Annotated in this window: 15 protein-coding genes and 1 riboswitch; of the genes, 10 read left to right on the top strand and 5 right to left on the bottom strand. The window is 68.5% G+C overall.

Annotation, left to right across the window (positions count from 1 at the left end):
- From F6X53_RS32055 to F6X53_RS33575, 6 genes are all read left to right on the top strand, one after another.
- Positions 1–153 (top strand): hypothetical protein, encoded by a 153-nt coding sequence (locus F6X53_RS32055; protein WP_191970652.1) that lies wholly within the window; start codon positions 1–3, stop codon positions 151–153.
- 24 nt (positions 154–177) lie between these two features.
- Positions 178–393 carry a hypothetical protein gene (locus F6X53_RS01425; protein ID WP_150996437.1) on the top strand — a complete coding sequence of 72 codons (216 nt, stop codon included), beginning with the start codon at positions 178–180 and terminating at the stop codon, positions 391–393.
- Between the two features lie 90 nt (positions 394–483).
- Entirely contained in the window at positions 484–1,497 is a 1,014-nt protein-coding gene (locus F6X53_RS01420; protein WP_150996435.1) for a M23 family metallopeptidase, read from the top strand.
- Between the two features lie 55 nt (positions 1,498–1,552).
- Positions 1,553–2,071: a metallophosphoesterase gene (locus F6X53_RS01415; RefSeq protein ID WP_150996433.1), complete on the top strand. Its 519-nt coding sequence runs from the start codon at positions 1,553–1,555 to the stop codon at positions 2,069–2,071.
- Positions 2,072–2,188: 117 nt separating this feature from the next.
- A complete protein-coding gene (locus F6X53_RS01410; protein ID WP_150996431.1) occupies positions 2,189–2,500 on the top strand; it encodes a hypothetical protein in 312 nt (103 codons plus the stop codon).
- Between the two features lie 89 nt (positions 2,501–2,589).
- On the top strand, positions 2,590–2,721 hold the full coding sequence (locus tag F6X53_RS33575; RefSeq protein WP_280525985.1) for a hypothetical protein: 132 nt from the start codon (positions 2,590–2,592) through the stop codon (positions 2,719–2,721).
- Positions 2,722–2,729: 8 nt separating this feature from the next.
- Here the strand turns inward: F6X53_RS33575 and F6X53_RS01405 are convergent, their stop codons facing one another.
- Positions 2,730–2,978, bottom strand: a complete 249-nt coding sequence (locus F6X53_RS01405) for a hypothetical protein (RefSeq protein WP_150996429.1) — start codon at positions 2,976–2,978, stop codon at positions 2,730–2,732.
- Between the two features lie 183 nt (positions 2,979–3,161).
- Here F6X53_RS01405 and flaF point away from each other — a divergent pair, with 183 nt between their 5' ends.
- Positions 3,162–3,521, top strand: coding sequence for a flagellar biosynthesis regulator FlaF (flaF, locus tag F6X53_RS01400; protein ID WP_150996427.1), 360 nt, complete (start codon positions 3,162–3,164; stop codon positions 3,519–3,521).
- Between the two features lie 112 nt (positions 3,522–3,633).
- On the opposite strand, the gene F6X53_RS01395 is transcribed toward flaF, so the two are convergent.
- The gene (locus F6X53_RS01395) at positions 3,634–4,062 is read right to left on the bottom strand and encodes a flagellar biosynthesis repressor FlbT (RefSeq protein WP_150996425.1); all 429 of its coding nucleotides are present in this window, start codon (positions 4,060–4,062) and stop codon (positions 3,634–3,636) included.
- A gap of 240 nt (positions 4,063–4,302) precedes the next feature.
- Between F6X53_RS01395 and F6X53_RS01390 the strand changes: the two genes are divergently transcribed.
- Positions 4,303–6,420 carry a flagellin N-terminal helical domain-containing protein gene (locus tag F6X53_RS01390; protein ID WP_191970651.1) on the top strand — a complete coding sequence of 706 codons (2,118 nt, stop codon included), beginning with the start codon at positions 4,303–4,305 and terminating at the stop codon, positions 6,418–6,420.
- A gap of 166 nt (positions 6,421–6,586) precedes the next feature.
- On the opposite strand, the gene F6X53_RS01385 is transcribed toward F6X53_RS01390, so the two are convergent.
- The 3 genes from F6X53_RS01385 to F6X53_RS01375 all read right to left on the bottom strand — a co-directional run bounded on the left by F6X53_RS01385 (position 6,587) and on the right by F6X53_RS01375 (position 9,783).
- A complete protein-coding gene (locus tag F6X53_RS01385; RefSeq protein WP_150996420.1) occupies positions 6,587–6,982 on the bottom strand; it encodes a flagellar protein FlaG in 396 nt (131 codons plus the stop codon).
- 285 nt (positions 6,983–7,267) lie between these two features.
- On the bottom strand, positions 7,268–9,160 hold the full coding sequence (thiC, locus tag F6X53_RS01380; protein WP_150996418.1) for a phosphomethylpyrimidine synthase ThiC: 1,893 nt from the start codon (positions 9,158–9,160) through the stop codon (positions 7,268–7,270).
- A gap of 70 nt (positions 9,161–9,230) precedes the next feature.
- Positions 9,231–9,339, bottom strand: a riboswitch (TPP riboswitch).
- Positions 9,340–9,447: 108 nt separating this feature from the next.
- The gene (locus tag F6X53_RS01375; protein ID WP_150996416.1) at positions 9,448–9,783 is read right to left on the bottom strand and encodes a hypothetical protein; all 336 of its coding nucleotides are present in this window, start codon (positions 9,781–9,783) and stop codon (positions 9,448–9,450) included.
- 405 nt (positions 9,784–10,188) lie between these two features.
- Between F6X53_RS01375 and F6X53_RS01370 the strand changes: the two genes are divergently transcribed.
- Together F6X53_RS01370 and F6X53_RS01365 are read left to right on the top strand one after the other, a co-directional pair.
- Positions 10,189–11,046 (top strand): alpha/beta hydrolase, encoded by an 858-nt coding sequence (locus tag F6X53_RS01370; RefSeq protein ID WP_244965503.1) that lies wholly within the window; start codon positions 10,189–10,191, stop codon positions 11,044–11,046.
- Between the two features lie 93 nt (positions 11,047–11,139).
- Positions 11,140–11,511 carry a restriction endonuclease gene (locus F6X53_RS01365; protein ID WP_150996414.1) on the top strand — a complete coding sequence of 124 codons (372 nt, stop codon included), beginning with the start codon at positions 11,140–11,142 and terminating at the stop codon, positions 11,509–11,511.
- The last annotated feature ends 111 nt before the right edge of the window (positions 11,512–11,622 follow it).

The raw sequence follows: 11,622 nt of genomic DNA, 5'->3' as shown, positions 1-11,622 counted from the left end.
GTGAGGGACGTCACAGTCATAGGCCCCCCGATCGGCGAGGATCGACGCATCGGCATTCCGGAGCTCGCCATGACCCTCACGATTCTCGATCCGATCACGGGCCGCCTGGTGGAGATCCGGGTGCCCGCCCAACCCCACCCGCAGACCCGCTGAGCGCGGCGCACAAGGATGCTTCCGATGGATCTCGACATCCTCGATCGCCCGGCCGCCCTCAAGGTCTGGCACGCGCTCCCGGCGCGCTTCTCCCCGGAGCATCCGGCCCGCTTCGCGAGCCTGCGCGAGGCGATCGCGGCGGCCGGGGCCTTCCTGGCCGACCCGGCCCTGCAGCCCTGGATCACCACTGCGGAGGGCGACCTGCTCCCGCCGGTCTGGATCCGGACCTATCTCAACTGATCCCCTCTGCCCGCACATGCAGGTGCCCGCACATGCGGGTGCCCGCGGCTGCGGGCCTGCCCATCCGGACCCGGTGGAGACCCGCGCATTATGGCGACCCGACCCCGCCTCACTCCGCTCCTCGTGCCGCTGCTGCTCCTCGCGGGCCCGGCGCGCGCCGAGCTGCCGGTCCTGCAATTTCCGCTCGCCTGCGAGCCCGGCCGCACCTGCTTCATCCAGTACTACGTCGACCGCGACCCGGGGCCCGGCGCGCGCGACTATACGGGCGGCAGCCGCGCCTATGACGGGCATGACGGCACCGATATCCGGCTGCCGTCGCTCGCCGCCGAGGCCGGCCCGCTCGGGGTAGTGCGAGCCGCCGCCGCCGGCACCATCCTGCGCAGCCGCAACGACGCCCCCGACATCTCCGTGCGCGAGACGGGTCTCGCCAAGGTCGCGGGCGTCGAGTGCGGCAACGGCCTGGTGATCGCCCATCCGGACGGCTACGAGACCCAGTATTGCCACCTCGCCCGGGGAAGCGTGACGCTGCGCCCCGGCACCGCGGTGATGGCCGGGCAGCCGATCGGCCGGGCCGGCCTCTCCGGCGCCAGCGAGTTCCCGCACCTGCACTTCACCCTGCGCCGCGACGGCCGAACCCTGGACCCCTTCGCGCCGGGCGCCGAGACCTCAGCGCCCGGCGCGGCCTCGCTCAAGGCGAGCCTGTGGGACCCCGCCCTGCACGAGAGCCTGAGCTACCGGGCCGGCAGCCTCCTCGACGCGGGATTTGCCGACGGCGCCGTCACGATGCCGGCGATCGAGACCGGGACCACTCGGCCGCCCGGCCGCGATCCGGACGCCCTCGTGGCCTGGGCCCGGGCGATCGGCCTCGATGCCGGCGACGTGCAGAGCCTCGTCCTGCGGGGCCCGGACGGACGCGTCCTCGCCGAGGCGAACGACCCGGCCCTCGTCCGGCCCCGGGCCCAGTCCCTGCTCTTCGGCGGCCGGAAGCGCCCGCCGGGCGGCTGGCCGCCCGGTTCCTACACGGCGCATTTCCGCGTCCTGCGCGCCGGCGCGGTCGCGCTGGAGCGGAGCTTCACGGTGGAGATGCCGGCCGCGCGCCCCTGAGCATCCCTTGGCGCCGCCCCGCGTTGCCCCGCGCGGACCAGCGAGGCGCGACCGGATGGCGACCTACTTCACGAGCGACACCCATTTCGGCGATCCGCGGATCCTGCGGCTCGACCGCAGGCCGTTCCCGGATCTGACCGCGCACGATGCCGCCCTGATCGCCAACTGGAACGCCGTGGTGGGACCGCAGGACGAGGTCTGGCATCTCGGAGACTTCGCCCTCGGGCCGCCGGCGGAGCGGGTGCGGGAGATCCTGGCCGGCCTCAACGGCACCAAGCGCCTGATCATCGGCAACAATGACGGGCCGGCGACGCTGGATGCGCCGGATTGGGTTTTCGTCGGGCATTACGCGGAGATCAGCCTCGACGAGCGCCGCCTCGTGCTCTGCCACTACGCCTTCCGGACCTGGAACGGGATGGGGCGCGGGGCCCTGAACCTGCACGGGCATTCGCACGGACAGCTGAAGCCGATCCCGCGGCAATACGATGTCGGGGTCGACGCGCAGGGTTTCGCGCCCGTCTCGCTGGCGGCGATCCTGGTCTCGCGAAGACCCCGGACGAAGCTTGAGCGATGAACGGAACCATCGCGTACGCTGTCCCGTTTCAAGGACCTGAACGGGCTATGACCGAAGTTACTTCACTTCTGGTTGCGCCCTTGGCTCACGATCGAGTGACCGCGTTAACGGTGTCCCATGTTGAAGTTCTCGCTCTCCGCTCTCGCGGGCTTGAGCCTGCTCGCCTGTGCGGCGCCGGCCTCTGCCCTGCCGTCCTGCCTCGAGGCGCAGCGCAAGGTCGATGAGGCCAACGCCCTGCGCTTCCAGGCCCGCCAGGAGGCCCGCATCGGCAACCACGACCGGGTCTGCGACACCCTCGACGAGGTGGGGGACCGCTACAACGACGCCCGCGACGCCTTCGAGGATTGCGGCGCCGGCGTCATCGCCATCGACCTCCGCAGCGAGTTGCGGGCGCTGCGCGTCGCCAAGCGCGTGAACCGCTGCGATTGAGCGGGTGCGGCCACGCACACCCGCCCACCCGCTTTCACGACATCTTCACTCAAGCCGCGGCGCCCGAGTCGCGATGAAGGCCGAACGCCATGACCACGCTGAACACCCATGCCGCCGAGACCCTGCCGGCCACCGGCCCGTCCTTCGCCGCGGCGCTCTGCGGCTTCCTCAGCACCACGGTCGCCACGACCATGCTGATGTTCCTGCTCAGCAGCGTCTGAATCGCGCCCTACCGGGGCGTCACGGACCAGAACCGGCGCTTCGAGAACAGCATCTCGGCATTGCCGACCACCGGCGGATCGCCCGCCCTCGGCGGGCAGGATTCGGGTCGCGGAAGGGCCGCCGGCATCGAGACGGCCGGCACCGGCGCCGGCCTCAGGCCGAGCCGGGCCTGCACTTCCGGGTGACGGGCCGCCGCGATCGTCGCCACGCAGGCGATCAGTCCGCCGGCGACCATCCCCAACAGAAAATTCATCATCCCGCAGGCATCCCGCCCCAGGCCGTCCGATGCGACGGCCGCACGATCGCGCCGCGGTCCCTGAGCGCGCTTCTCGGCACGATTGCGGCAGGGCTGCGGATTACCTTGTCTTAAGACAGTCTCGCCTAGCCTGCGCCAGCGGCTTGTCACGATTCGCGCCGCGGCCTGGGGGGAATGACGTCGATGTCGTACGGAGCGAGCGCCTACGCGAAGGTTTCGCAGGTGGCCCTGTCGCCGCGTGAAGCCGAAGCCGCGGTGCTGATCAAGGCCGCGACCCGCCTGCAGGCGGTGCAGTCGGATTGGGCGAACCAGAGTGCCGGCATCAACGAGGCCCTGAACTTCAATCAGAAGGTCTGGACCGTCCTGGCCGGTGCCGCGACCGCGCCGGAGAGCCCGCTGCCCGTCACGGTCAAGAACGAGATCGCGCAGCTCTCGATCTTCGTGTTCCGCCGCAGCATCGACACCATGGTCGAGCCGCAGGCCGAGAAGCTCTCGGCGCTGATCAACATCAATCACCAGCTCGCCGCCGGCCTGCGCGGCTGAGACCCGGCCGGCGCACACGCATCCCGCGATTGCGCGAAGGGCCGGGCGAGGGAAGGTTCCGCCCTCCCGCGCCCGGCCCTTTCTCGATTCCCGGATCGTCCGGCAGCGCCCGTCAGGGCGCCTGGCTCGCCGAGGTCTCGCCGGCGGCCAGGGTGCCGGCGAGCCGGTCGGCCAGAGCCCGCTCGTATTGGACGAGTTCCTTGCCGCGCTTGAGCGCCTTGTAGAACTCGCGCGCCGCCATCAGGGCGCAGATGTCCTTGACGTAGGGCGCCGTGGTCGGCACCGCCGAGATCAGTTCGTTGGCCTGGAGCACGAAGGCATTCTCCGCCTCGGGCGCGTTGTCGGTCAGGTAGATCACCGTCAGCGTCAGGTAGAGTCGCTTGCAGGCCGTGTCGGCCTCGCTCTCCGTGATGATGTCCGATTCGCGCAGGAACTTCGTCATCGTCTCGATGACGAAGCTCGAGCGCCGCGATCCGTTGCGGATCGCCGCTCCGCCGATCAGCAGGCGCTCGAACGGCTTGAGTTCGATCTTCAGGGGCACGGGCGCGATCTCCAGGGTTGCCGCCACCATCCTTCGGTATGGTAAACGGATGGTAAATGTTTCCCGGGCTGACCTGGCTTAAGTCTTTGAAACAACTGGGCCCGCTCTCAAGTATTCAGGATTTGTCCAGTTCTCTTAACGGCGCTTTACCGACGCGGCTTAAGCCGATTGCAAGATATCCGGGGTGACATGGGCCCGTCTCCAAAATCGGAGACGTACCGATCAGAATGGATCGCCACAATGTCCTCCAGCATTACGCTTTCGGCTGCCACGCGTCAGAACCTGCTCTCGCTGCAGGACACGGCCAGCCTCCTCTCCACCACCCAAAACCGTCTCTCGACCGGCAAGAAGGTCAACTCGGCCCTCGACGACCCGACGAGCTTCTTCACCTCGCAGAGCCTGACCAGCCGCTCGTCGGACCTGAGCGCGCTCCTGAACGGCATCTCGAACGGCGTCCAGACGATCCAGGCCGCCAACCAGGGCATCACCTCGATCCAGAAGCTGGTCGATTCGGCCAAGTCCACCGCCAACCAGGCGCTGTCGGACAAGAGCGCCGTGTCGAGCGGCAAAGCCGCGACCGCCGCGACCGTCTCCGGCTCCGTTTCGTTCCAGGGTCTCGCCGGCACGCCCGACGGCACCCAGGACTTTTCGTCGCTGGGCAAAGACGGCTCGCTCGACATCTCTCTCGACGGTGGCGTCACGAAGACGACAGTCCGCCTCGATGCTGCGACCTTGAAGGGTTCGGTCGCCGATCTCACCAAGGTCACGGCTGATCAGGTCGCCTCGGCCATCAACAGCCAGATCGCAAGCAGCCCTGCTCTCAAGGGCAAAGTGTCGGCCTCCGTCGGTGCGGATGGCCGCCTCAACCTCTCCACCACGAACACTGGCGCAGCTCAGAAGCTCACCGTCTCCGGCGCGACCAGCGCGACCTACGATCTCGGTTTCGGAAAGCCGGCGACCGCCCCGACCGCAGCGAAGGCAGTGGCCAGCACCGCCTCTGGCGCGGTCACGCTGAGCGCCACCGCCGGCGCGTTCCTCACCGTTGGCGATGGTGTGAACAGCACGGATATCTCGCTGACTTCTGCGAGCCTGAAAGCCGATGGCACTGCTCTCGGAACAGGCCCAAGTGCGACTGACCTGGCCGACGCGATCAACGTCCAGCTTACGGCTGCGGGTTCTTCGCTGAAGGCGGTCGCTAACGGTGGTACCAAGATCGAGTTCGACTCCACGGATCTCGGTTCGGGCGCTGCGGTTTCGGTGAATGTCAGAGCTGCTCCGAGCGGAAGCACGCAGACCGATACCGGCTTCGGCACCACGACCGGCGCTGGAACGACGGTCCTCACGGCGGGCGCTGCTGGTAGCGCCGTGACCGGCCTTTCGGCAACGGGTTCAGACGCCACCGACGGTTCTGCTAAGGCTGTCATCAACGGTAACGTTTCGCTGACCAGCGCGACCGACTTGAGCGGCACAAAGGTTGCGAGCTTCACCCTCCAGCTCGGAACCGGTCCGGCAAAGACGATCAAGCTCGACAGTACGACCGGCGCAGCGGCGGCCACGACGAGCAAGACCGAAATCCTGGCTGCGATCAACAAGCAAATCGCTGCCGATACCGGTCTTGCCGGCAACGTCACGGCGAGCCTTGACGCCAACGACAAGCTCGTGATCAACACGACGACTGCGGGTGCAGGCCAGAAGCTGACCATTCAGGCAGCTCAGGGTGCCACGGCGGGCAACAACGTCGACGTCGGCTTCGGTCTCCAGACCTCTGGCGTCGCTGGACAAGGCCCGGCGACAGCCTTGACCTCTTCCGGCAAGGACAGCACCGGCTCGACCAACTCGACCCGCGCGTCTCTGGCCAAGCAGTTCAACGAGCTCCTGAACCAGATCACCCAGCAGGCCAAGGACTCGAGCTACAACGGCGTCAACCTGCTCTACCGCAACAGCGCCGACGAGAACGAGAACACCCTGAAGGTGACCTTCAACGAGAACGGCTCCTCCAGCCTTAACATCAAGGGCGTCAAGCTCGATGCCGACGGCCTCGGCCTGACCGCGGTGACGGGCGGCTTCCAGTCGGATGACGAGATCACCAAGACGCTCTCGGCCATCACCACGGCAACCAGCCAGCTGCGCGGCCAGGCTTCGACCTTCGGTTCGAACCTTTCGGTGGTGCAGAACCGTCAGGACTTCTCGAAGAACCTGATCAACATCCTCGACACCGGCTCCTCGAACCTCACGAGCGCCGACCTGAACGAGGAGGCAGCGAACTCGCAGGCGCTCTCGACCCGCAACTCGCTGGCGATCTCGGCGCTGTCGCTCGCCAACCAGGCGCAGCAGGGCATCCTGCAGCTCCTCCGCTAAGGGGAAGGCTCCGGCCCTCCGGGGCCGGACCGGACCGGGGAAAGCCGCGCGCGAGCGCGGCTTTCTCGCGTTTTTGGCCTCGCGCAACCGTCGGGCGCCGGCCTTCGTCGCGGCAAACGCCGACAGCCGCGCTCGCGCGCGGCGTGTCACCCGGGCCCGGATCGGTTCAGGCGCTGCGGTCGATGCTGTAGGACTCGCCCGAAACCGGCGCGGCGCGCTCCTGGCTTGGCTCGGCGCTGCGGAGCGCCGCCGCGTCGGCATAGGCCCGGGCCTTGAGCGTGGTCTCGGTCGGCAGCTGCACCACGATATCGCCGGTTGCCGGATCCACCACCTGGTAGACGATCCGGCGCGAATCCGGGTCGCGGATGAACTGGTCGCGATATTCGTTGTCCTGCCGCGTCGCCGGCCCGGACCCGCTGCCGAGCGCAAGGGTCACGGCCGGGTCGAGGCGGCGCCGGCCCGGATCGGTCTCGACCGGGCGTGACGGGGTGGCCACCGGAACGGGGTCGACGGCCGGGATTGCGGGTCGCTCGATCGGCCGCAGGGTACTGATCTCGCTCACGGCTGAACTCCTGCGCATGAGACACCGCGTCAGACTGGGCCCCTGGTGCTTACCTGAGCCTTAATGGCTCAGACCTGCCCGGATCGAGCGTGAATATCGGGTTACCCGAATGCCCGAAATTTCTTTATTTTTCGCGCTCCGGCGGCTCCCGGCTCGACGGAATGGTAACCTCCGCGCCGCCGGCGCTGGCGGCTCCCGCCGCGCGATGCCGGGGCTGGCTGCAAATACAAAAAGGGCCGGGCTCCCGAGGAACCCGGCCCTTCCGGCCTTGGCTGAATCCGAGGCTTACTCGGCGGCGTCGACGTAGAGCTTGCCGCCCTCGGCCAGGAACTCCTCGGACTTCGCCTGCATCCCGGCCTCGCGCTCGGCGCTCGTCAGGATGGGCGCCGTGTGGATGACCTCGCCGGCCGCCTCCATCGCCAGAACCTCGGCGCGCAAATCCTGCGTGATCTTCATCGAGCAGAATTTCGGCCCGCACATGGAGCAGAAATGCGCGACCTTGTGGGCGTCCTTCGGCAGGGTCTCGTCGTGGTAGCTCCGCGCCGTATCCGGATCGAGGGAGAGGTTGAACTGATCCTCCCAGCGGAAATCGAAGCGGGCGCGCGAGAGGGCGTCGTCGCGCAATTGCGCGGCCGGGTGGCCCTTGGCGAGGTCGGCGGCGTGGGCGGCGATCTTGTAGGTGATCACCCCGGTCTTCACGTCGTCGCGGTTCGGCAGCCCGAGATGTTCCTTCGGGGTGACGTAGCAGAGCATCGCGGTGCCGTACCAGCCGATCATGGCGGCGCCGATGCCCGAGGTGATGTGGTCGTAGCCCGGGGCGATGTCGGTGGTCAGCGGGCCGAGGGTGTAGAACGGCGCCTCGCCGCACTCGCGCAGCTGCTTCTCCATGTTGACCTTGATCTTGTGCATCGGCACGTGGCCGGGGCCCTCGATCATGGTCTGGCAGCCCTTGCGCCAGGCGATCTTGGTGAGCTCGCCCAGGGTCTCGAGCTCGGCGAACTGGGCCGCGTCGTTGGCATCCGCGATCGAGCCCGGGCGCAGGCCGTCGCCGAGCGAGAAAGACACGTCGTAGGCGCGGCAGATGTCGCAGATCTCGTCGAAGCGCTCGTAGAGGAACGATTCGCGGTGCCCGGCGAGGCACCAGCGCGCCATGATCGAGCCGCCCCGCGAGACGATGCCGGTGACGCGCCGCGCGGTCAGCGGCACGTGGGCGAGGCGCACGCCGGCATGGATCGTGAAATAGTCGATGCCCTGCTCGGCCTGCTCGATGAGCGTGTCCTTGAACACCTCCCAGTCGAGCTTGAGCGGATCGCCGCCGACCTTCTCCAGCGCCTGGTAGATCGGCACCGTGCCGATCGGCACCGGGGAATTGCGCACGATCCACGAGCGGATGTTGTGGATGTTGCGGCCCGTCGACAGGTCCATCACCGTGTCGGCGCCCCAGCGCGTCGACCAGACGAGCTTCTCGACCTCCTCGGCCGCCGAGGAGGTGACGGCGGAATTGCCGATATTGGCGTTAATCTTGACCAGGAAGTTGCGGCCGATCGCCATCGGCTCGACTTCGGTGTGGTTGATGTTGGCCGGGATGATGGCCCGGCCGCGCGCCACCTCGTCGCGCACGAATTCCGGCGTGATGAAGGGCGGCACGGCGGCGCCGAAGCTCTCGCCGTCGGCGAGCTTGGCCTCGGCCTGTTCCAGCATCCGCTCGCGGCCGAGATTCTCCCGGTGGGCGACGTAGATCATCTCCTCGGTGATGATCCCGGCGCGGGCGAACTCGTACTGGGTCACCATCTGGCCCGGCGCCGCCTTGCGGATGACGCGCTCGGCCGGGCAGGGGGCCACGAGCTTGTCGGCCCCCACGAAGCCGTTATCCTCGGGCTTGACCGCCCGGGGCTCCACCGCCGCGTAGCCGCGCTTGGCGATCCACGGCTCGCGCACGCCCGGCAGGCCCTGGCTCAGGTCGATGCGGGCCTCCGCCTCGGTATAGGGCCCGGACGGGTCGTAGACGCGCACCGGCGGCTCGTTCGCATCCGTCAGCACGATCTCGCGATAGGGCACCCGGATGTCGGGCCGGCCGGCGACGCTCGCGTAGACCTTGCGCGAGCCGGTGACCGGGCCGGTGGTGACGCTCTGGGGGCTGCCCTTGGGCAGATCTTTGGGCAGGACGGGTGCGTTCATGAGGGATCTCTCCTGGCGTTGGAGCGATCCGAACTCGTCACAGGTCAGAATGGGTGCGGCCAATACGTCCCGAGCCGCAAGTTCCCGTCCCTCCGCCGGTATGAGCCGGATCAGGTTCAAGGGTCAGGGCTTCAGGCCCAATCTCAGCCCCCTGTCATGGGGCTCCCCTCGGAACGGTTCGAATCTTCACGGCTCGGGCGCATTTGTCAATCAGCGGGGATAAGCGGGCCGCGTTCCTCCGCGGCGGGAGGTCGGCGGCCGCGCACGGAATCAGGACGCGGGCCGCGTCAGCACTTGCTGCGGCAGACGTCGCCCGCCGTCTGCGCGGCAACCAGGCAGACTTGCTTGGCGGTTGCGTTGCCGATCTTGCCGCAAAGCGCCTCCGCGGCCGACTGGGCCATGTTGCAGAGCGAGTTGCAGATGCCGCCGAGATCCGCCTCGCCCGACTGGGCCGCGGCCGTGGCCTGCGGGTCCGTCACGACCTGCGGATCGTTCTTGAAGGTCTTGGACAGGATCTCCTGGATCGCCTTGCGGTCCTCCTCCGATATGCCGTTCCAGTCGTCCGCATTCACCTTGATCTGCATGATGATCTTCCCGAGATTCGCGTGCCGTTCGTCGGCCACCACGGGATATCTTGTTAACTCGAAGTTAATCAATCCTCGTAATTGCAACTTGAGGTTGGGAATAGCTGGATGTTTTCGATTGATCTCGATTTCCCTCGGTCGCTCCGGGACAACCGGGACGCCGAGAGCCTATTCGGCTGACGGTCCCACGATCCGAAGGCACGAACCGGCCGGAGAACTGAAAAAAATATTCTCTGAAAGCGGGAAAACACAGCAATTCTGGCCTTGAACGACACAGCGGTCACGTCGACAGCCTTTATACTGTTTTTGAAGCTGATATGTTCAGTATCAAATCCACACTGTGCGGTGTTTGGCTTGGAAATGATCCGTCGTGGCGCGATGGACGGGGGCATTGCGCTGGCGCGCCCATTCGCGCCATCGCCCGGCCGCCGATTCCCACATTTCATGCGTTGGGGCGAGATGCGCATCATCGCCCTCGGGTTCCTCGCCGTCGCCCTCTGCTACGGCCTCGTCCTCGGCCTCCTCTTCCTGTTCCAGCGTCACCTGATCTATCCGGGCGCCGTCCGGGCCGGTCCGCCACTTCCCGCCGGGATGGCTCCGCCGGGGACCGCGCCCGTCTCGCTGACGACCCGTGACGGGGAGAGCCTCCACGCCCTCTGGCGCGCGCCCCGTCCCGGCTGCGGCGTCGTGCTGACCTTCCACGGCAACGGCTCGCGGCCGGAGCCGCACGCGGCGCGCTTCGCCTCGGGGGCGTGGGCGGAGGGCGGCTGGGGCGTTCTCGCCATCGCCTACCGGGGCTATGCCGGGTCGAGCGGGAGCCCGAGCGAGGCGGGGCTGATCGCGGACGGGGTCGCGGCCGCTCGGGAGGCGGCGCGCCGGGCCCCGGGCGCCCCGATCCTGCTGCACGGGCATTCCCTCGGCGCGGCGGTGGCGGTCGCGGAGGCCGAGCGGGTGCCCCATCTCGGGCTCTACCTCGAAGCGCCCTTCGACTCGCTGGCGGCCCTGGTGCGGCTTCGCTTCCCGCTGGCGCCCGCGATCCTCCTGCGCGACACCTACCGGTCCGACCTGCGGATCGCCGGGAGCCGGGAGCCCGTGCTGATCGTCCACGGCCTGCAGGACGGCATCGTTCCGGTGAAGCTCGCGCATCGGCTCGCGGCGGCGGCCGGGCCGGCGGCGCGCTTCGAGGCCCTGGCGGGCGACCATGTCTTGATCCTGGGCGAACGGGACGCGGCGGCCGAGCCGTTCTTCCGCGGCCGGATCGGGGCGGCCTGCGCGGAGATCGCCCACAGCTTGGTCGAGTGACCCCGGCCCCGGGCCTCCGGCACGATGACGCGCCGCCTCGCCGGGGCCTGGGCTCGGCCTCATATCGGGGAGCCGACCACCGAGGATCGACGCTTGGCCCGACGCACCCGCCGCTGGCGCGACGATGATCCGACGACGCACGGCCCCCAGGGCGCGGCCCCGATCATCTGTCCCCTGTGCGAGCGGGCGATTCCGGCGCGCGCCAGGTCCAGCCTGCACCACCTCACGCCCAAGCTGAAGGGCGGCACGCACCAGGGCACGGTGCGCCTGCACCAGATCTGCCACTCCGCCATCCATGCCCGCTACAGCGAGGCCGAGATCGCCCGTCGCCTCGCCGACGTGGAGGCGCTGCGGGCCGACCCGGAGATCGGCCGCTTCGTCACCTGGGTCCGGACCAAGCCCGATGATTTCCACGCCGCGACGCGCATGACCCGCGACCGGCGCGGCGCCCGCCGCCAGAAATAGGCCCGGATCGAGGGCCGCGCGTTTACGCGGCCTTCGGCACGTTGCGCGATCGCGCCGCCGTCGTAGCCCGGCCTTTACGGTCGCGGCGCGACCCTTCCGGCGGGTTCGAAG

Source organism: Methylobacterium soli, assembly GCF_008806385.1.
In the GTDB taxonomy this organism is placed as follows: Bacteria; Pseudomonadota; Alphaproteobacteria; order Rhizobiales; family Beijerinckiaceae; genus Methylobacterium; species Methylobacterium soli.
This window is presented reverse-complemented; position numbering and strand designations above follow the sequence as displayed.